Raw genomic sequence first — 20,855 nt, 5'->3', positions numbered from 1 at the left:
GTAGCGGGAACAGGACTCGAACCTGTGACCTTCGGGTTATGAGCCCGACGAGCTGCCTACTGCTCTATCCCGCGATGTTTCAAGTGCAAATATACAACGAATATCAATTAATACAACAAAAAAACCTAAAAAATCTTTTTTCTTCTATTGAGTTGATATGACTACCTTTGCAAAAAATTAAATTAGATTTCATGTCACACAAATCAGGTTTTGTAAATATTATTGGCAACCCAAACGTGGGGAAATCAACTTTAATGAATGCTTTCGTAGGGGAAAGATTATCGATAATAACCTCCAAAGCGCAAACTACTCGTCATAGAATCTTAGGCATTGTAAATGGTGATGATTTCCAAGTAATCCTTTCAGATACACCTGGAATTATTAAACCAGCTTACGAGATGCAAAAATCGATGATGGATTTTGTCAAGTCGGCTTTTGAAGATGCTGATGTGTTAATCTATATGGTAGAAATAGGCGAGAAGGAATTGAAGGACGAAGACTTTTTTGCTAAAATCATTCACTCTAAAATACCTGTTTTATTATTGTTGAATAAAATAGATAAATCTAATCAAGAGCAATTAGAAGAACAAATTGCATTATGGAAAGACAAAGTTCCAAATGCTGAGCTATATCCAATTTCTGCTTTAGAAAATTTTAATGTGAAAGAAGTCTTTGCTCGTATTTTAGAATTACTTCCGATTTCTCCTCCCTACTATCCAAAAGACGCTTTGACAGATAAACCAGAACGTTTTTTTGTTAATGAAACCATTCGTGAAAAAATCTTGTTGAATTACGATAAAGAAATACCTTATGCTGTAGAAATTGAAACTGAGGAGTTTCTTGAAGATGAAAAAATCATCCGTATTCGTTCTGTTATAATGGTTGAACGTGACACTCAAAAAGGAATTATCATTGGGCACAAAGGCGGTGCTTTGAAAAATGTTGGAATGCAATCTCGCGAAGATTTAGAAAAGTTTTTTGGAAAACAAATCCACATTGAACTGTATGTAAAAGTCAATAAAGACTGGAGAAGCAATGCTTATCAGTTAAGACGATTTGGGTACAATCAGAAATAGATTGTTGATTGTAGAATAACGATTTAAGATTAAAGATGTTTTTTAAATTTAACAATCTACATTCGTTAATCATCATTCTTAAATCTAAAACCATACTTTTGCAAAAAAATTAAAATAATCAAAAAGATACCAATTATTAAATTCAGTTTTTCCTAAATCTAATACTTGAGATCTAATATATAATATCAAAATGAACAACATTGTAGCCATAGTAGGAAGACCAAATGTAGGGAAATCAACTTTTTTTAATCGATTGATAAAGAGAAGAGAAGCTATTGTTGATTCTGTTAGCGGTGTTACTCGTGATCGAAATTATGGTAAAAGTGAATGGAATGGAAAAGAGTTCTCCGTAATTGATACGGGTGGTTATATTAAAGGTTCAGATGATATTTTTGAAAGTGAAATTCGACGTCAGGTTGAATTAGCGATTGATGAAGCAGATGCAATTATCTTTGTGGTTGACGTTGAAGAAGGAATTACTCCAATGGATGCGGAAGTAGCCAAATTGCTAAGAAAAGTTACCAAACCAATCCTTTTAGCCGTAAATAAAGTAGATAATGCTATGCGTGAAAAAGACGCTGTGGAATTTTATAATTTAGGTTTAGGCGAATATTTTACTATTGCTAGTATAAGCGGAAGCGGAACAGGAGAATTGTTAGATGAATTAGTAAAAGTATTACCAGAATTACCAGAAGTTTCAGAAGAAGAAGCTGCATTACCAAGGTTTTGTGTTGTTGGAAGACCTAACGCAGGAAAATCATCATTCATTAATGCCTTAATAGGCGAAGATCGTTTTGTAGTTACAGATATTGCAGGAACTACCCGCGATTCAATTGATACCAAATACAATCGTTTCGGATTTGAATTCAACCTAGTAGATACTGCAGGAATTCGAAGAAAAGCCAAAGTAAAAGAAGATTTAGAATTTTACTCAGTAATGCGTTCGGTTCGTGCTATTGAACACTCGGATGTCATAATCTTGTTGATTGATGCTACTCGTGGTTTTGAAGGTCAAGATCAAAGTATATTTTGGTTAGCCGAAAAGAATAGAAAAGGAGTTATCATTTTAGTAAATAAATGGGACTTGATTGAAAAAGATACCATGTCTACTCGCGATTATGAAGCTAAAATCAGAGAAGAGTTAAAACCTTTTACTGATGTGCCTATTTTATTTGTATCAGCCTTAACCAAACAACGTTTGTTAAAAGCCTTAGAAGAAACTGTAAAAGTATTCGAAAACAGAAAGCAACGCATTCAAACATCCAAATTCAACGACTTTATGTTGAAGTTGATTGAAGCCTATCCGCCGCCAGCATTAAAAGGGAAATACGTAAAAATTAAATACTGCATGCAATTGCCAACTCCAACGCCACAGTTTGTGTTTTTTGCCAATTTACCTCAATATGTTCAAGAAGCTTACAAACGTTTCCTTGAAAATAAAATCCGTGAAAACTGGGATTTTTCTGGTGTTCCTATTGATATTTATATCAGAGAGAAGTAATAAAAAAAGCTCGGTCAATTTGACAGAGCTTTTTGTTTTTATAAAGAAATAATTACCATCCACCACCTGAACCGCCTCCAGAAAATCCACCACCGCCAAATCCACCACCGAATCCACCGCCACCAAATCCTCCTCCTGAGCTACCACCTGAACCTCCTCCAAATCCTCCACGACCCAGACTGCTCAACAAAATAATATCGGCTAAATCCATTCCGCCACTTCTCCCACCAGAATTTCCACCATTATTTTTGTTTTTGGCAATAATTATTATGATAATGATAAAAATGATGATTATTGGGATAATCGGGATATCTTCTTTTTTATTTTTCTTTCTTTCGCCTTTGTACTTCCCTTTAAACACATCAAAAAGGGCATCAGCACCTTTGTCTAAACCTTTATAATAACTACCAGCTTTGAATTCGGGAATTATAATATTTCTTGAAATTTCGCCGCCAATTCCGGCAGTTAGTCTATCTTCTAATCCATAGCCAGGGGAAATCCAAATTTTATGTTCTTTTTCAGCAACTAATATAAATACACCATTATCTTCTTTGGCTTGACCAATACCCCATTCTTGAGCCCATTTAGGCGTTAAAATTCCAATATCTTCTCCATTTATTGTAGGAACTGTTGCCACTACAATTTGTGTAGATGTAGAGTCGGAATAGCGAATAAGTTTTTCTTCTAATTGTTCTTTTTCAGTAGCATTTAATAACTTAGCATAGTCGTATACCGAAGTTTGCAAATCTGGTTTTTTCGGAATTGTAAATTGAGAAAAAGCAGGTAAAAAACTAAATAGTGTAACAAACAAAAGGATTGGCGCTATTCCTTTGTACTTCGTAATTTGTACTTTGTACTTCATAATTTATCCTTTTGATATTTCGTTGGAAAGTTCGTTACTATCATTATCCTGATAAGGGAAATGGGTTTTTAATTGTTCGCCAGCTTTAAGTATACCATCGATTAAACCTTGTTTGAAATTCCCATTTTTGAAATGAGAAATGATAGTATCTTTAGTTGAATCCCAAAAATTAGTAGGTACTTTTTCATTAATGCCTTTATCGCCATAAATCGCAAATTGTTTGCTTTTTACCGCTACATAAATAATGACACCATTGCGTTCTTGAGTTTGTTCCATCTGCAAATGATGAAACACTTCCACAGCTCTCTCTAAAGGAACCATGGAAGTCTGATTTTCTATATGCACTCTAATTTCTCCAGAAGTATTTTTTTCTGCTATGCCAATGGCAGTAACAATTTCTTGTTCTTCTTCTTTAGTTAAAAAATCTTCTATTTTAGACATGGTGCTCAATTAGAATTTTACTTCCACTGGTTTTTCTGCACCTTCAACCGCTTGAAAATAAGCTTTTTCTTTGAAACCAAACATCCCTGCAAATAAATTATTTGGGAAAGTTTTTATGTGCGTGTTATAAGGTTTTACAGCTTCGTTAAAACGTGTTCTAGCTGTTAAAATTTGATTTTCTGTGCTAGCTAATTCATCTTGTAATTTCAAGAAGTTTTGATTGGCTTTAAGTTCTGGATAGCGTTCTACAGAAACCAATAATCTTGATAATGAAGAAGAAACTCCTGATTGTGCTGAATTGAAAGCAGCCAATTGTTCTGGAGTAATGTTTGTTGGATCAATAGTTACTGAGGTGGCTTTTGCTCTAGCTTCAATTACAGCTGTTAAAGTGCTTTTTTCGAAGTCAGCTGCACCTTTAACGGTATTTACTAAGTTACCAATTAAGTCATTTCTTCTCTGGTATGATGTGTTCACATTACCCCAAGTTTCGTTGATCGTTTGTTCATATTCAACGGCTGTATTATTAATTCCTTTAACCCAGCTGTAAATTCCAAAAATTACAACTACTGCAATAATCCAAGGTAAAAATTTTTTAAATTCCATGTTTTTTGATTTAATGTTTGTTATTAGTTTTTAAAACGATTTGTTTGTTACAAAAACCAAGCCTAAAGTTGATTTTTAATATTTAATAATTGTGCTTTGACAGTTTCTAATTTGTTAACAATTTCAAACTTGTCTAAAGTTTTCTTCTGTCCTTCTTTCAAATGTGTTTTGGCACCATCAAGAGTAAAACCACGTTCTTTCACCAAATGATAAATGAGTTGTAAGTTTTTCACATCTTCAGGAGTAAACATTCTATTACCCTTGGCGTTCTTCTTTGGTTTAAGAATGTCAAATTCTTTGTCCCAAAAACGAATAAGCGAAGTATTCACGTTAAAAGCTTTGGCTACTTCGCCAATGCTATAGTATCTTTTTCCTTCTTTTAGTTCTATATGCATATTTATACTATTTATAAACTGAATACTAATGTGTATTAGTCTAGAGATTGATTTTCTTGATTAGCCAACTTTGAAATAGCAGTATACTCTGCTGCCGAAATATTACCGTAGTAAAAATTCAATGGGTTTACTACCTTCCCGTATTTGTGCACTTCATAATGTAGATGAGGCGCCTCACTTCTTCCAGTGCTACCTACATATCCAATGATGTCGCCACGTTTTACTCTTTGTCCGGCCCTACATTTGTATTTGCTCAAATGGCCATATAAGGTCAAATAACCATAACCATGATTAATTTCAATATGATTGCCATAACCCGATTTAGAATTATCAGCATTTTTTACAACACCGTCACCAGTGGCAAAAATAGGTGTTCCTGTAGTTGCTGTAAAATCCATTCCTTCGTGCATTTTTCTAACTTTAGTAAACGGGTCACTTCTATAACCAAATCCAGAAGCTACTCGCTTCATTTGCTCATTCTTTACTGGTTGTATGGCTGGTATTGCTGCCAATAACTTATTTTTTTCTTTGGCCAATTTCAGTATTTCATCTAATGATTTAGATTGTATGGCTAATTCTTTTGAGATCATGTCCACACGTTTAGAAGTGTTTATTACCAATTCAGAATTGTCATATCCTTCTAATTCTTTGTATCTGTTCACTCCACCAAAACCTGCTTTGCGTTGTTCTAGTGGTATGGTAGAAGTATTAAAATAGGCTCTGTAAATATTATTGTCTCTATCTTCTACTTCTGCTAAAACTTCTTCTACTTCGTCAATTTTTTTATTCAAAATGGCATAGCGCAATTTCATCGTTTCAATTTCGCGAGCTTGTAAACGGTCTTTTGGAGTTTCTAAATAGGATGTATTCAAGAGAGCTACAAAACACAAAAAGCCAAACAGTGAAGATGCCAATAAAAACAACCCAGTATAACCAAGTTTTTTGGATAATTTTGGGTTTATTTTTCGGTAAGCTAAACTTTCGGTATCGAAATAATACTTTACTTTTTTCGCCATCTTTTATTTTATACTATTTTTGTGCTAGTTTTGAAAAACAATGGTTATACGAACAAATTTAACAAATGTTTCAATCCCAATCTAATTTTATTTTATAAAGTGGATTTGCTTCTTTGCAATTCGATTATTTTAAAAAAAAATTAAGAACAAACAAATATAACCAAATCAACAAACAACCTCATAACTGAATAAACATAAAAATGAAATCACAAGACATTCGTAAAGCATACTTACAATTCTTTGAAGGGAATGGACACTTAATTGTTCCATCTGCACCAATCGTTCTAAAAGATGATCCAACTTTGATGTTCAACAACTCTGGGATGGCACAATTCAAAGAATTCTTTTTAGGCAATGGAACTCCTAAAAGTAAACGTATAGCTGATACCCAAAAATGTCTTCGTGTATCAGGTAAACACAACGACTTAGAAGATGTAGGATTTGATACCTATCATCATACTATGTTTGAGATGTTGGGAAATTGGTCGTTCGGGGATTATTTCAAAAAAGAAGCTTTAGCTTGGGCATGGCAATTTTTAACTGAAGTGTTGAAGTTGGATAAAGAACGTTTATATGTTTCTGTTTTCGAAGGTAATCCTTCAGAGAATGTGCCTTTCGATCAAGAAGCTTGGGATATCTGGAAACAATATGTTCCAGAAGACAGAATTATTCTTGGAAATAAAAAAGACAATTTTTGGGAAATGGGCGATCAAGGTCCGTGTGGTCCCTGTTCCGAAATTCATATCGACTTAAGAACTGATACTGAAAGAGTAGCAATTTCAGGACGTAGTTTAGTCAATGCCGATCACCCTCAAGTAGTGGAAATTTGGAATAATGTATTCATGGAATTCAACCGAAAAGCTGATAGTTCGTTAGAAAAATTACCAGCACAGCACGTTGATACTGGAATGGGATTTGAGCGTTTGTGTATGGCTATGCAAAATGTGACTTCCAATTATGACACCGATGTTTTCACACCTCTAATTGAGAAAGTAGAACAAATTACAGGGTTTAAATATACTTCTAACGAAATAAAAAATATAACAGAAGAACAAAACAAGACTAATATTGCAATTCGGGTAATTGTAGATCACGTTCGTGCCGTAGCTTTTGCTATTGCTGACGGACAATTACCATCCAATACGGGTGCAGGTTATGTGATTCGAAGAATTTTACGCCGTGCCATTCGTTATGGATTTACGTTTTTAAATACTAAAGAGCCATTTATAAACAAACTAGTTGAAGTATTAGCTGCTCAAATGGGCGAATTTTTCCCAGAAATAAAATCGCAACAACAACTAGTTACTAATGTAATTCGTGAAGAAGAAGCTTCTTTTTTGAGGACTTTAGACCAAGGATTACAATTGTTAGATAACGTTATTGCACAAACCAAAGGTACTGAAGTTCCTGGGGCAAAAGCATTTGAATTATATGATACTTATGGTTTTCCAAAAGATTTGACAGCTCTTATTTTAAAAGAAAAAGGCATGTCGTTTAATGAAACGGAGTTTGATACCTCAATGCAAGAACAAAAATCTCGTTCACGCGCCGCTTCAGAAGTTTCGACCGAAGATTGGTCAGTTTTAATTCCTGGAAATGTAGAAACTTTCGTGGGTTATGACCAAACAGAAAACGAAGTAAAAATCACTCGTATCCGTAAAGTAGACAGTAAAAAAGATGGTGTTTTATACCAAATCGTTTTAGACAATACACCATTTTATCCTGAAGGCGGCGGACAAGTGGGAGACAAAGGAACTTTGGTATCTGCTAATGAAACTATTGACATCATTGATACCAAGAAAGAAAATAACTTAATCCTACATTTTGCCAAACAATTGCCAGAAAATGTTTCTACAAGTTTTGCAGCAAAAGTAAATACTGATTTAAGAACGGCAACTTCCAAAAACCACTCGGCTACGCATTTGATGCATTTGGCTTTGAGAACTATTTTAGGCACACATGTGGAGCAAAAAGGATCATTGGTAAATCCAAACTATTTGCGGTTCGATTTTTCACATTTCAGTAAGGTTACTGAGGAAGAATTACGCCAAGTAGAAGCTTGTGTAAATGCCCAAATTGAAGCCCAATTGCAATTGGCAGAACACAGAAACATTCCGATTCAGGTAGCGTTGGACAAAGGCGCGATGGCTTTGTTTGGAGAAAAATATGGCGACAATGTTCGTATGATTGAATTTGGTGACAGTAAAGAATTGTGCGGTGGAATTCATGTGAAAAACACTGCTGATATTTGGCATTTCAAAATCATTTCAGAAGGAGCTGTTGCAGCAGGTATTCGTCGTATTGAAGCGATTACAGGAGATGCTGTTAAGAATTTTTATCAAAATCAAGAAGTTACTTTATCCGAAATTAAAGACACTTTGAAAAATCCGCAAGATATTTTAAAAGCAGTTACTACCTTACAAGAGGAAAATATGAAACTCTCAAAGCAAATTGAGGTTTTAATGAAAGATAAAGTTAAAAATTTAAAGACCGCATTAGCCTCGGAAATTAAAATAGTGAATGAAGTTCAATTTTTAGCCAAACAAGTAGATTTAGATCCTAATGGAGCTAAAGATTTGGCTTATGAATTAGGAACTTTAGGAACGAATGTTTTTGTAGTTTTGGCTACTGCCGAAGAAGGAAAGCCAACAATTAGTTGTTATATATCTAAAGAATTAGTGGCTGTAAAATCCCTTAATGCTGGAAATGTAGTTAGAGAATTAGGTAAGTATATTCAAGGCGGTGGAGGAGGTCAGCCTTTCTTTGCAACTGCAGGTGGTAAAAATTCTGCTGGAATAGCTGAAGCTCTTGAAAAAGCAATTGAATTTATAAGATAGAGAGAGTTAGTCATAAACAAAAAAACCTTTCACTTGAAAGGTTTTTTTTTGTTATAATTAGCAATTAGTTCGCTGCTTTCGCAGCTTCTTTTTGGGATTTCTGAATTTCTTTTAGAGCTTTGTATTTCTCAACGCCTAATAATTCTTTAATTCTGCCTTCTTTTGCTTTACTATATTCTTTAGATTTTGCCGCTTTTTCTTCGTCTGAAAGAGTTGCGTCTGCTTTTAACGCTTTTCCGAACGCAGAACTTTCTTCCATAATCGATCTGTATTTTTGTTGTTCATCATCAGTTAAACCTGCAGTTTTAAATGCTTCCATCAACTCATTTTCTTTTTTAACTTTTGCTGCTGCTCTTTCTTCTTTAGAAAATGTTTTTTCTTGTGGTGCTTTGTTTGCTTCTTGTGCTTGAACTCCCGTAAAAGCAAAACCAATTGTCATAATTGTAGTTAATAAATACTTCATTTTTAATATATTTTTAAGTTAATTGTTAAACAAATATAGATAAAAATACAAGCGAAAATTATAATTTTAAAAAATTAAGATTAATTTAATAATTGCCTAATTTATTCTAAAATTTGATGAATTAAAGTTGCAAAATAGGTTATATTGCAATACATTTAATCTCATTTTTTACCATTAGGCTTCATAAATATGAATTTTACAACAGTAGTTCCAATTTTTAAATCAAAATTTCCAATTGATTACCAAAGTAAGATTTTATCATTTGGATCCTGTTTTGCAGAAAATATGGCTAGTAAATTTGATTATTATAAGTTCCAAAATCTATGTAATCCATTTGGCATTTTATTCCACCCAAAAGCTATTGAAAATATAATTTCTAAAGTTGTAAACCTTGAATTATTTCATGAAAATGACCTTTTTTTTCATAATGAAAGATGGCATAATTTTGAAGTGCATTCCGATTTAAGTAATTCGGATAAAGATAAGATGTTAATAGAAACAAATGATTTATTAGTAGCTTCAAATAAATATATTAGAGAAGCTTCTCACGTAATTATTACTTATGGAACTTCATGGGTTTATCGAAATAAACAGACAAATAATATAGTTGCAAATTGCCATAAAGTACCTCAAAATAATTTTGAAAAAGAAATATTGACTATAACTGACATAAAAAAATCAATTCAAAACACTATTGATTTGATAGAAAAAGTAAATCCAAATTGTAAAATAATTTTCACTATTTCACCAGTGCGCCACTTAAAAGACGGATATGTTGAAAATCAACTAAGTAAATCAAATTTAATTGTGGCGTTACATTCAGCTTCAGAAATTCAAAATTTCACTAAAGAGTATTTTCCTTCTTATGAAATTATGATGGATGAACTTCGTGATTATCGATTTTATTCTGAAGATATGTTGCACCCTAATCAGGTAGCAATCGATTATATTTGGGAAAAGTTTGTAGAAAGCTCTGTTTCTAATGACGCTTTATCCATAATGACTGAAGTTGAAGCTATTCAACGAGATTTAGCGCATCGTCCCTTTACTACTGCATCTGAAAGTTATCAAAAATTTCAGTATCAATTGGAATCTAAAATTACTAAGATAAAAACGAAATTTCCTTTTATAGATTTTTAGTTTTACCCATTACAATTTACTTTCTAAGTTCTGCCAACCGCTACCGTTCATCAGAAAGTTTATGTCCAATAATAGAAAAGTAGTAGTTTGTTCGCTGTCTGATTTACGCCTAAAACTGAAAAACTTAATAATCTAAACATTATATTTTTAACAAAGATATTTTGTAAAAGATTAGTTTGTAGTAACAAATTTTAAATAGCAACTTTTTCCAAAAATAATTCTAATCCTCCATCAATTAAATGACTAATTTCAGGACGGTTTTGTTTTACTTTTTCTAAATAAACTAAAACTTCTTGGAGTAATGTAGTATTGTTATTTATGTTGCATAATTCAGCAATTTCAAGAGTAAGCAACCAGTCTTTAGGATGATTTTCTTTTAAAGTCTCGAAAGTTTTTTCGAGCAATAGCACTTCTGTTTTTCCTTCTCGAATATTCCTAATGTTCAAATATAATCCTTCTAATTCTTCACGATCTACAGACTTTTTTGCTTTAATAGTATGACTTGAGGGTACATGGTTAATCATATCAAAACTATTTACATCTGCCGGACCAGAGAAAGCCGATATTACTTTTTTACCCACAACCATATCATATGTACCCCATTCAGGTTGGAAAAGAATTTGGTCTTTATGTGTAACGGTACAATTTATAAACTTGATTAAAAGAATTTCACCTTGTAAGTTTCTTGAACCAGTTACTATTTTTCCTGTAACAATAATATCACCTTCAAATTCTAAAGTAACTTTTTCTGCTTCGTAGATTGCATAAGCTCTTAAATCTCTGGGGCTCATGTCTTCAATGGCTAAATTAATGCCTTTTAATTTTCCGATAGGAGAACCAAAACCTTCCGAGTGATATTGAGTTCCGTGACCTACTAATTCTTTTTCACGATAGGAAAGTGCTGTTTTTCCTTGAGTTTGAACGTAAACAGGTTTTCCTTCATGCTCAATAACATTAGAAAATAATCCAGAAATTTGAATACCAGTACTTAATTCAATTGTCCCTAAAGCCTTAGAGGTTATTAATTTTTTTATACCTGATAAGCCACCTGTTCGCAATGCCATTGTATTAGCAAATTCTTCTAGAACTAAACTTAAATTTGCAAAATCAGGTGTTACATAAAGTTGAGGTTGCGGTTTGGTAATGTCAAAACCTTGATCAGCTGCCAAAATATCATAGGGGATTTTCTTCACATTATCCGTCATACACCATGCGCTTTCCCCTATAGAAGAAAGTAATCCAGCACCATATATTTTTGGATTATCTATAGTACCAATTAAACCATATTCTACTGTCCACCAGTGTAAGTTTCTGATACGAGACATTTCAGAAAGCTCTCCCATATTTTTTTGCAGAAAATCAACTTGTTTTTCGGCTTTTTTTATTTCCTCTTCTGAAGTGTCTTCGGCTTCTTTTAGAATTGAAAGTAAACGAATTGCTTCATACATTTCATAATCACGAGAAGTAGAAATCGCTTTGCAACCTATTTCACCAAAGCGTCGCAAATATTCGGCATATTCTGGATTAGCAATAATGGGAGCATGACCTGCACCTTCATGAATGATATCGGGTGCTGGAGTGTATTCAATATGTTCTAACTGACGAATATCTGAAGCGATAACTAAAACATTATAGGCTTGAAATTCCATAAAAGCATTGGGAGGAATAAATCCATCAACGGCAACGGCAGCCCAACCGATTTCTTTTAAAATTCGATTCATGCCATACATATTTGGAATATTATCTATTTCCAAACCTGTTTTTTTCAACCCGTCAAGATAAGATTCATGGGCAACTTTTGATAAATAAGCAACATTTTTACGCATTACATATCGCCACACCGCTTGATTAATTGGAGTATAATCAGCATAGTCTTGTGGTTTTATGAATTGTTTTAAATGCTTGGGTAATCTATCAATCAAAGGGTTGCTTTCAAAATGTACTTCCATAAATCTAAAATTGTTGTGATGTAAAATTACTAATCTAAAAGTAAATTAGCGAAATAATTATAATAAAATAAACCGTAACTTTAAAGCTGCGGCTTATATACTTAAGAAACAAAACTCAAAACATTTTTGATTAAACTGTTAACTGTGACTGATCACTTTCTACTTTTTGTGAGGTGGATATTGCTCTAGAATTTTAGTCACAAAGTCTTTAATCACTTCATCTTTTTTATTGGTGTCTTTGGTTAATACTCCTTCACCTTCACCTTGCCAAATTAATTCTTTTTTCTTGGCATCAATTAAATTAATATAAAGAGTTCCTTCGGAATATCTAGTTACCGTGTTATTTCCTCCCCACATCCATGGATTCCAGCCCCAGCCCCAGCCATAACCCCAACCCATATTGAATTGGTTAACATCGACTTGCTCTCTTTCTTTGGTAAAAAAGTTAATTAATAAATCAGGAGTTTCGCTTTTGGTAAATCCTTTTGTTGCTAAACATTCATCTATCGAACGTAGAATTCTCTTTTTGTCTAAATCGGAAATTTCAACTTTATCAATTCCTGTTTTATAAAATGCATAGGTTTTATATTGAGTAAAATTTACATTTTTATCATAATCAGAATTTACTCTAACAGAGCTACAAGAGTTCAAAAAAAAGAGTAATAACGGAACAAAAACAATTTTTTTCATAGCTGTATATTTTAATTTATAATAAAGCATCATCAACTATATTAGGGATGGTAACTTTTAATAAAGGTTGCGTTTCCATGGCTCTTTTTATAGCAAAAATGGCACCTTCGTTTCTTGCCCAACTTCTTCTTGAAATACCGTTGTTAACATCCCAAAAAAGCATTGATTCTAATCGTCTTGATGCTTCTTTTGTGCCGTCAAGAACCATACCAAATCCACCATTAATTACTTCACCCCAACCAACACCTCCGCCATTGTGAATAGATACCCAAGTAGCGCCACGAAAGCTATCACCTATGACATTTTGTATTGCCATATCGGCAGTAAATCTTGAACCGTCATAAATGTTAGATGTTTCTCTGTAAGGAGAATCAGTCCCTGAAACATCATGATGATCGCGACCTAAAATAATATAACCTATTTCACCACGTGCAATCGCTTGATTGAAAGCTTCAGCTATTTTGATTCTTCCTTCAGCATCGGCATACAAAATTCTGGCTTGTGAACCAACCACTAATTTGTTTTCTTGCGCTCCTTTTATCCACTGAATATTATCAGCCATTTGTTGTTGGATTTCTTCTGGAGAGTTCTTCATCATTTCTTCTAAAACATCGCAGGCAATTTTATCAGTTTTGGCTAAATCGTCTGGATTTCCAGAGGCACAAACCCATCTAAACGGTCCAAAACCGTAGTCAAAACACATTGGTCCCATAATATCTTGTACGTAGCTGTTGTATTTGAAATCGATATGATTTTCTGCCAAAACATCGGCACCTGCCCGAGAAGCTTCTAGTAAAAAAGCATTTCCATAGTCAAAGAAATAGGTTCCTTTAGCAGTATGTTTATTTATAGCTGATGCGTGTCGGCGTAATGTTTTTTGAACCTCTTCTTTAAATTTTCCAGGGTTATTAGCCATCAATTCATTTGATTCTTCAAAAGAATAACCTGTAGGATAATAGCCTCCAGCCCAAGGATTATGCAAAGAAGTTTGATCTGAACCTAAATCGATATGTAGATTTTCTTGGTCAAATCTTTCCCAAACGTCTACAATATTGCCTAAATAAGCAATGGAAACTACTTCTTTGGTTTCTATAGCTTTTTTAACTCTAGGAACCAATTTATCAATGTTTTCAATTACTTCATTTATCCAACCTTGTGAATGTCTAATGTGGGTTATTTTTGGATTTACTTCGGCACAAACGGTAACACATCCCGCAATATTTCCTGCTTTTGGTTGCGCACCACTCATTCCTCCTAAACCTGAGGTAACGAACAATCCGCCACTTGGTGATTTTTTTATTTTTCTAAAACCATTTAAAACCGTGATTGTAGTGCCGTGAACAATTCCTTGCGGACCGATATACATATAGCTTCCTGCGGTCATTTGTCCGTATTGTGAAACGCCTAAGGCATTCATTTTTTCCCAATCATCAGGTTTAGAATAATTTGGAATAACCATTCCGTTTGTTACAACTACTCTAGGCGCTTCTTTATGAGAAGGAAATAGACCCATAGGGTGACCAGAATACATTACTAAAGTTTGTTCTTCAGTCATTTCGGCCAAATATTTCATAGTTAATAGATATTGAGCCCAATTTTGAAATACTGCACCATTACCACCATAAGTTATCAATTCATGAGGATGTTGTGCCACAGCATAATCCAAATTATTTTGAATCATTAGCATAATGGCTTTTGCTTGTTCACATTTTCCCGGGTATTCGTTAATTGGTCTTGCATAGATTTTATAATCAGGACGCAAACGATACATGTAAATTCTGCCATAAATTTCTATTTCTTGTTTGAATTCAGCAATTAATGAAGCATGATGTTTTGGCTCAAAATAGCGTAGTGCATTTTTTAAAGCTAATTTTTTTTCATCCTCAGAAAGAATTTCCTTTCGTTTTGGGGCATGATTAATTTCAGATTCATACGGTTTTGGGTTAGGTAAAACCGAAGGGATTCCTTGTATTATTTGCTCTTGAAATGTCATTTTTTTTGATGTAATTTAATTTATTTAATTACTGGGGACTAATTACTTTTCTTTATTGTTCCTGTTTTTTTGTCAAATCCATACGGACAATGACGACAACCACTTCGGCAACAATAACCTCTTTTTAAATGGTGTTTTTCGGTGAAACAGCGATAACCTTCGGGTGTCAAATAAAAATCTTCGCCTTCTATTAGTTTATTTTCATTATTTGGGTCATTCATAACGACAAATTTAATTACTTTACAAGTAATGATACTAATTGTTTCGAAATATTTATAAAACTAATTTTCAAAACGTATCTTTATGAATGAATCCTTTTTTGAAGATTAAAGAGTAGATTTGTTGAAAATTTTCACTTGAAAAGCATTAATCAAAAAATTGTAATAGAAAATTCTAATGTTACGCTTTATATAAAGCGTGAAGACCTAATTCATCCCTATGTTTCAGGAAATAAATTTAGGAAATTAAAATATAATTTACTTCAAGTAATACAAGAAAAAAAGAAAACTATATTAACTTTTGGAGGCGCTTTTTCTAATCATATTTTGGCCGTTGCAGCGGCAGGTAAAGTAAATGGATTTAGAACTATTGGTATAATTAGAGGAGAAGAGTTGGCAGATAAAGTTGCAGAAAATCACACATTACAAAAAGCACAAGAATTAGGAATGGTATTTGAATTTGTTTCAAGAGAAACTTATAGAAATAAAAATAGCGAGGAATTTATTATCAATTTAAAAGAAAAGTTTGGAGATTTTTATCTTTTGCCAGAAGGTGGAACTAATGATTTAGCCATTAAAGGATGTGAAGAAGTATTAACTGAACGAGATGCTGATTTTGATTACATTTGTTGTGCTGTGGGGACAGGAGGAACGATAGCTGGAATTATTAATTGTTCAAAACCTAGTCAACAAGTTTTGGGATTTCCTGCTCTAAAAGGTGATTTTTTAAAGGAAGATATTTGTAAATTTGCTAAAAATAATAATTGGGAATTAATTACCAATTATCATTTTGGTGGTTATGGTAAAGTAACGGAAGAATTAATATTTTTTATAAATGAATTTTATCAGCAATATGAAATTCCTTTAGATCCAATTTATACTGGAAAAATGGTTTTTGGTGTTTTGGATTTAATCGAAAAAAAATGGTTTCCTGACAACTCAAAAATATTACTATTACATACAGGTGGATTACAGGGAATTTTAGGTATGAACCACTTATTAAGACAAAAAAAACAAACTGAAATAACAATTCATGATTAAGAAACTTATTTTATTGCTTATGTTGATTTTTGTTGCATCTTGTAGCACTAATAAACCTATTGTTAGAACATCAAAACAAGATCCAAGAGAATCAAGAATAAAAGTGGCACAAACGTTTAAAAAACCTATTTTTAGACCAACTTCTCAAAATAAACCTCAAATCGTTACTGAAAAGACTACTTCTACTCAAAGCAATAGTACTAATACTGAGGTTTTAGAAGCAACCACTCGTGTAAAAGTAACTACTCAAATGGTGTTAGCTTATATTGAAAAATATAAATCAATTGCAAAAGATAATATGTTAAGAACTGGTATTCCATCCAGTATAACGTTAGGACAAGCTATTCTAGAATCAGGTGCAGGAACAGGGCCTCTAAGTCTTCAAGCCAATAATCATTTTGGTATTAAATGCCATAAAGAATGGACTGGGCCAAGCATCAGTTATACTGATGATGCTGAAAATGAATGTTTTAGAAAGTATCAAGATGCAAGTGAATCTTTTCGCGATCATTCCTTTTTTTTAACAAGCAGACCAAGATATTCGACACTTTTTCAACTAGAAAAAGATGATTATAAAGCATGGGCAAAAGGTTTGAAAGAAGCAGGATATGCCACAGACCCAAAATACCCCGATAAACTTATAGCATTAATTGAACGCTACGAGCTTAATAAATTTGATGCTGAGGTTTTAGACAAAGAATTTGTGTCAACAAGCGGTAAAGAAATAGTTTATGCAGAAGAAATAGATAAGTATACTGTAGTTAAAGGGGATACTTTATATTCATTAGCTAAAAAATTTAATATTTCAATTGAAGAATTGAAAAAGAAAAATAATTTAACTGATAATGTTTTGTCTCTTGGTCAAAGTATAATTGTTAAATAAATCCCATAAAAATACAATCTAACGTTTAATATATGATTTATCAAAGAAGCAGTCAGTTATTTGCTGATGCCGAAAAAGTAATTCCAGGTGGCGTAAATTCTCCAGTTAGAGCATTCAAAGGAGTTGGGGGAACACCCATTTTTGCCAAAAGCGCAAAAGGTGCATATATATATGACGAAGATGGAAACCGATTAATTGATTATATTAATTCTTGGGGGCCAATGATTTTAGGACATGCTTTTCAACCAGTTGTAGATGCAGTAATTGAAAGAGCAAAAAGCGGAACTTCATTTGGTATGCCAACAGAATTGGAAACCAAAATTGCTGAGTTGGCTATTTCAATGGTGCCTAACATTGATAAAATTAGATTTGTAAATTCGGGTACAGAGGCTTGTATGAGCGCTATTCGTTTAGCAAGAGGATTTACTAAAAGAGATAAAATAATCAAGTTTGCTGGTTGTTATCACGGTCATTCTGATTCTTTTTTAATTCAGGCCGGAAGCGGAGCAAGTACATTTGGAACACCTAATAGCCCTGGAGTTACACAAGGAACAGCAAAAGATACATTGCTTGCCAATTATAATGATTTAGAAAATGTTAAATCTTTATTTGAAGCTAATAAAAATGAAATAGCAGCCATCATTATTGAACCCGTTGCCGGTAATATGGGTTGTGTTCCACCGATAGAGGGTTTTTTACAATCCTTAAGATTGCTTTGTGATGAAAATAATACTTTATTAATATTTGATGAAGTAATGACTGGTTTTCGATTGGCAAAAGGAGGCGTACAAGAATTATTTAATGTAAAAGCTGATATAGTTTGTTTTGGAAAAGTAATAGGTGGAGGTTTACCTGTAGGTGCTTTTGCTGCTCGAAACGAAATAATGAATTATTTAGCACCGCTTGGTCCCGTTTATCAAGCTGGGACTCTATCTGGAAATCCATTGGCGATGGCTGCTGGTTTATCGATGTTGCAATCAATAAATAATGATTTAGAACTTTTTCAAAGATTAGATGAAAAGACAGCTTATTTAGAAACTGGAATTAATAAAGTGTTAACTCAAAATGGAATTGAATTTACTATAAATAGAGTTGGTTCTATGATTTCGGTTCATTTTGATGGAAGCCCTGTTATTGATTTTCAATCAGCAAAAAAGGGCGATAATGAAACTTTTAAAAAATTCTTTCATGGTTTGTTAAATGAAGGAATATATATTGCGCCATCAGCTTATGAAAGTTGGTTTATAACAGATGCTTTGTCATATGATGATTTAGATTTTACCATCAATGCCATAAGCAAAGTTGCCAAAACCCTATAAATAAAAAAAGTCCCTAATTAGGGACTTTTAGAAGTTATATAGAAAAATTAGTTTAACAATCTTTTGAGTAATTCTGGATTTTTTTCTAATTTTTCAATTTGGTATCCATCAAGGGAAGCTCTAATTTTACCTTCGATAATTCTAGTTACTTCTTTTCTTCTTTCTTCAGACAAGTTTTGATCTTCAAGAATTTTGTGTTTTTGTTCAAATAATCTAAAGAAGTCAACATTTTGAGTTGCATTTAAACCTAGGAATTCAGTTAACAAAGCAGCGTCTTTCTTGCCTTTTTCAGCAGATGGCAATTCCTTTTTGATTTGGAATTTTTCAGCAGTTAAAGCTTGTGTTTTTTCTTGAGCATTAGCATTTATTGTAAATGCTAAAATTAATGTTAGAGCAGCAAATATTTTTTTCATTTTTTTAAATTTTAGTTTGATAACACACCAAAAATAATTTATTTTAATGTAAACTCAAAATTTATTTTTTATTTAGCTTCAGGAAGCTCTTTAATTTTTCCTTTTCCTCTTCTTTCAGCTATTTTTTCTTTCAAAATTGTTTTTCTATTGTCGCTAATTTTTTGCCATTTTTCAAATTGTTCAGGAGATAAGATTTTTTTCATTTGAATTTCAAGAGCTACTTTTTCTTCTTTCATTTTTTTTCTGTTTTGCTCTTTTAATTCTTTCATTTCGCCTATTATTTTTTCTCTTTTTTCAACTTCTAAAACAGTGATAGCTTTTACCTCCTTAATTTGTGATTCATTCAAATTCAAGTCTTTGGTCATTTTTTTAACTTGAAATTCTACTTTTTGTTCTTTAGTTAGAGATTCAAATTTTTCACCACGAGGTCTTCTGTTTTCTTTTTCTTGTGCAAAAGCTGTTAATCCAACAGCTAATAACGAAATAATAATTAATTTTTTCATGTTATAATATTTTAAGTTCATTTACAATAAGACTAAGTCAAATTTAAAAGGTTTAATTATAAACAAAATTGTATATAATTAATGATTAATAAAAGGTTAGTTCAAAACTACTGTTTTGTTTTCGCCATCAACAATAACTTTAGTTAAACCATGTTTTGCCAAACCTTTCATAGCAGCATCCCATTTTTTTCCACTTAAGGTAGATTTTTCTTTTAACTGACTTAACGGCTGATTGTTTTCTGTTTTTAATAAAAATATAATTATTTTTTCATCTTCAGTTAAATCCAATTGTCTTTTTTCAGGACGCATTTGAGGGAAAAACAACACCTCTTGAATGGAAGCGTTATTAGTTAGAAACATAATCAATCTGTCCATTCCAATTCCTAAACCCGAGGTTGGTGGCATTCCATATTCTAGAGCTCTCAAGAAATCATTGTCTATAAACTGAGTTGCTTCATCATCACCACGCTCGGCTAATTTTAGTTGTGCTTCAAAACGTTCCCGTTGGTCAATTGGATCATTTAGTTCAGAATAGGCATTGGCAACTTCTTTACCACATACCATCAACTCGAAACGTTCTGTCAATTCTGGATTATCTCTATGTTCTTTACATAATGGTGACATTTCTTTTGGATAATCAGTTATAAATGTTGGCTGAATAAAATTCCCTTCACATTTAGCTCCAAAAATTTCATCAATTAATTTTCCTTTACCCATTGTTTCATCTACTTCAATTCCCATCGATTTAGCAGCGTCAAATAATTCAGTTTCACTTTTGCCCGAAATGTCAAAACCAGTAAATTGTTTGATAGCATCGGTCATGGTGACTCTTGCATAAGGCGCTTTGAAATCTACTTTATGTTCGCCAAAAATAGCTTCGGTAGTTCCGTTAACTTCTTTGGCACAATATTCTAGTAAATTCTCAGTGAATTCCATCATCCAATTGTAATCTTTATAAGCCACATATATTTCCATTGCGGTAAATTCTGGATTGTGGGTTCGGTCCATTCCTTCATTTCGGAAGTTTTTAGAAAACTCATAAACACCATCAAAACCACCTACAATTAATCTTTTTAGATACAACTCGTTTGCAATTCTTAAATATAAAGGAATATCCAAGGCATTATGATGTGTAATAAAAGGACGTGCCGCAGCACCACCAGCAATTGATTGTAACACCGGAGTTTCTACTTCCATGTAACCTGCAGCGTTGAAATAAGAGCGCATGGCTGTGAATAATTTGGTTCTTTTTATAAAGACTTCTTTAACCTGAGGATTTACTACCAAATCCACATAACGCATTCTATATCGTAATTCAGCATCATTGAAAGCATCGTGCACATTGCCCTGTTCATCTTTCTTTGGTAAGGGTAACGGTCGTAATGTTTTGCTGAGGAGAGTGAATTTATCTACTCGAACTGATTTTTCGCCTACTTTAGTTAAAAACAATTCACCTTCAATACCAATAAAATCGCCTAAATCGGTCAGTTTTCTAAAAACTTGATTGTACAA

At 32.9% G+C, this 20,855-nt stretch carries 20 protein-coding genes and 1 tRNA gene; 7 read left to right on the top strand and 14 right to left on the bottom strand.

From position 1 onward, the window contains the following. Position 1 precedes the first annotated feature (1 nt). Positions 2 to 74: transfer RNA gene (locus tag ACOYLT_RS05175), tRNA-Met, on the bottom strand. Between the two features lie 117 nt (positions 75 to 191). Between ACOYLT_RS05175 and era the strand changes: the two genes are divergently transcribed. Both era and der read left to right on the top strand, forming a co-directional pair. Beyond that, a complete protein-coding gene (era, locus tag ACOYLT_RS05170; protein ID WP_422852796.1) occupies positions 192 to 1,076 on the top strand; it encodes a GTPase Era in 885 nt (294 codons plus the stop codon). A 190-nt stretch (positions 1,077 to 1,266) separates the two neighbouring features. Further along, positions 1,267 to 2,577, top strand: a complete 1,311-nt coding sequence (der, locus tag ACOYLT_RS05165) for a ribosome biogenesis GTPase Der (RefSeq protein WP_422852794.1) — start codon at positions 1,267 to 1,269, stop codon at positions 2,575 to 2,577. 52 nt (positions 2,578 to 2,629) lie between these two features. Here the strand turns inward: der and ACOYLT_RS05160 are convergent, their stop codons facing one another. The 5 genes from ACOYLT_RS05160 to ACOYLT_RS05140 form a co-directional block, all read right to left on the bottom strand. Beyond that, complete coding sequence (locus tag ACOYLT_RS05160; protein WP_422852793.1) at positions 2,630 to 3,439, bottom strand: TPM domain-containing protein; 810 nt, start codon at positions 3,437 to 3,439, stop codon at positions 2,630 to 2,632. A 3-nt stretch (positions 3,440 to 3,442) separates the two neighbouring features. Beyond that, a complete protein-coding gene (locus tag ACOYLT_RS05155) occupies positions 3,443 to 3,880 on the bottom strand; it encodes a TPM domain-containing protein (RefSeq protein ID WP_422852792.1) in 438 nt (145 codons plus the stop codon). Between the two features lie 9 nt (positions 3,881 to 3,889). Further along, positions 3,890 to 4,483, bottom strand: a complete 594-nt coding sequence (locus ACOYLT_RS05150; RefSeq protein WP_422852791.1) for a LemA family protein — start codon at positions 4,481 to 4,483, stop codon at positions 3,890 to 3,892. Between the two features lie 62 nt (positions 4,484 to 4,545). After that, entirely contained in the window at positions 4,546 to 4,878 is a 333-nt protein-coding gene (locus tag ACOYLT_RS05145) for a MerR family transcriptional regulator (protein ID WP_422852790.1), read from the bottom strand. A gap of 35 nt (positions 4,879 to 4,913) precedes the next feature. Then, on the bottom strand, positions 4,914 to 5,894 hold the full coding sequence (locus ACOYLT_RS05140; protein WP_422852788.1) for a M23 family metallopeptidase: 981 nt from the start codon (positions 5,892 to 5,894) through the stop codon (positions 4,914 to 4,916). Positions 5,895 to 6,094: 200 nt separating this feature from the next. On the opposite strand from ACOYLT_RS05140, the gene alaS reads away from it, so the two are divergent. Continuing rightward, on the top strand, positions 6,095 to 8,731 hold the full coding sequence (gene alaS, locus ACOYLT_RS05135; RefSeq protein WP_422852787.1) for an alanine--tRNA ligase: 2,637 nt from the start codon (positions 6,095 to 6,097) through the stop codon (positions 8,729 to 8,731). Positions 8,732 to 8,795: 64 nt separating this feature from the next. Here the strand turns inward: alaS and ACOYLT_RS05130 are convergent, their stop codons facing one another. Beyond that, the gene (locus tag ACOYLT_RS05130) at positions 8,796 to 9,194 is read right to left on the bottom strand and encodes a hypothetical protein (RefSeq protein WP_422852786.1); all 399 of its coding nucleotides are present in this window, start codon (positions 9,192 to 9,194) and stop codon (positions 8,796 to 8,798) included. A 189-nt stretch (positions 9,195 to 9,383) separates the two neighbouring features. Between ACOYLT_RS05130 and ACOYLT_RS05125 the strand changes: the two genes are divergently transcribed. Continuing rightward, positions 9,384 to 10,334 carry a GSCFA domain-containing protein gene (locus ACOYLT_RS05125; protein WP_422852785.1) on the top strand — a complete coding sequence of 317 codons (951 nt, stop codon included), beginning with the start codon at positions 9,384 to 9,386 and terminating at the stop codon, positions 10,332 to 10,334. A gap of 191 nt (positions 10,335 to 10,525) precedes the next feature. Here ACOYLT_RS05125 and ACOYLT_RS05120 read toward each other — a convergent pair whose 3' ends face one another. The 4 genes from ACOYLT_RS05120 to ACOYLT_RS05105 all read right to left on the bottom strand — a co-directional run bounded on the left by ACOYLT_RS05120 (position 10,526) and on the right by ACOYLT_RS05105 (position 15,187). Beyond that, a complete protein-coding gene (locus tag ACOYLT_RS05120) occupies positions 10,526 to 12,283 on the bottom strand; it encodes an aromatic amino acid hydroxylase (protein WP_422852784.1) in 1,758 nt (585 codons plus the stop codon). A gap of 159 nt (positions 12,284 to 12,442) precedes the next feature. Then, on the bottom strand, positions 12,443 to 12,973 hold the full coding sequence (locus tag ACOYLT_RS05115) for a DUF4136 domain-containing protein (protein ID WP_422852782.1): 531 nt from the start codon (positions 12,971 to 12,973) through the stop codon (positions 12,443 to 12,445). Between the two features lie 16 nt (positions 12,974 to 12,989). Continuing rightward, positions 12,990 to 14,966 (bottom strand): urocanate hydratase, encoded by a 1,977-nt coding sequence (locus tag ACOYLT_RS05110; protein ID WP_422852781.1) that lies wholly within the window; start codon positions 14,964 to 14,966, stop codon positions 12,990 to 12,992. A gap of 38 nt (positions 14,967 to 15,004) precedes the next feature. Then, positions 15,005 to 15,187, bottom strand: a complete 183-nt coding sequence (locus ACOYLT_RS05105) for a DUF5522 domain-containing protein (RefSeq protein WP_422852780.1) — start codon at positions 15,185 to 15,187, stop codon at positions 15,005 to 15,007. A 135-nt stretch (positions 15,188 to 15,322) separates the two neighbouring features. On the opposite strand from ACOYLT_RS05105, the gene ACOYLT_RS05100 reads away from it, so the two are divergent. From ACOYLT_RS05100 to hemL, 3 genes are read left to right on the top strand one after another with little or no spacing between them, the layout of a single operon-like run. Further along, entirely contained in the window at positions 15,323 to 16,225 is a 903-nt protein-coding gene (locus tag ACOYLT_RS05100) for a 1-aminocyclopropane-1-carboxylate deaminase/D-cysteine desulfhydrase (RefSeq protein ID WP_422852779.1), read from the top strand. Beyond that, on the top strand, positions 16,218 to 17,108 hold the full coding sequence (locus ACOYLT_RS05095; protein WP_422852777.1) for a glucosaminidase domain-containing protein: 891 nt from the start codon (positions 16,218 to 16,220) through the stop codon (positions 17,106 to 17,108). Before ACOYLT_RS05100 ends, ACOYLT_RS05095 begins: the two co-directional genes overlap by 8 nt. Before the next feature lie 32 nt (positions 17,109 to 17,140). Further along, positions 17,141 to 18,427: a glutamate-1-semialdehyde 2,1-aminomutase gene (gene hemL / locus ACOYLT_RS05090; RefSeq protein WP_422852776.1), complete on the top strand. Its 1,287-nt coding sequence runs from the start codon at positions 17,141 to 17,143 to the stop codon at positions 18,425 to 18,427. A 47-nt stretch (positions 18,428 to 18,474) separates the two neighbouring features. Here the strand turns inward: hemL and ACOYLT_RS05085 are convergent, their stop codons facing one another. The 3 genes from ACOYLT_RS05085 to lysS all read right to left on the bottom strand — a co-directional run. Then, positions 18,475 to 18,840 (bottom strand): hypothetical protein, encoded by a 366-nt coding sequence (locus ACOYLT_RS05085; RefSeq protein ID WP_422852775.1) that lies wholly within the window; start codon positions 18,838 to 18,840, stop codon positions 18,475 to 18,477. A 68-nt stretch (positions 18,841 to 18,908) separates the two neighbouring features. Further along, positions 18,909 to 19,343 carry a hypothetical protein gene (locus tag ACOYLT_RS05080; RefSeq protein ID WP_422852774.1) on the bottom strand — a complete coding sequence of 145 codons (435 nt, stop codon included), beginning with the start codon at positions 19,341 to 19,343 and terminating at the stop codon, positions 18,909 to 18,911. 96 nt (positions 19,344 to 19,439) lie between these two features. After that, positions 19,440 to 20,855: lysine--tRNA ligase (gene lysS / locus ACOYLT_RS05075; protein WP_422852773.1), on the bottom strand; the 1,416-nt coding region annotated here is incomplete at its 5' end.

The organism is Flavobacterium sp. (assembly GCF_049318185.1).
GTDB lineage: Bacteria > Bacteroidota > Bacteroidia > Flavobacteriales > Flavobacteriaceae > Flavobacterium.
Note: the sequence above shows the minus strand (reverse complement) of the source record. Positions and strands in the feature narration are given on the sequence as shown.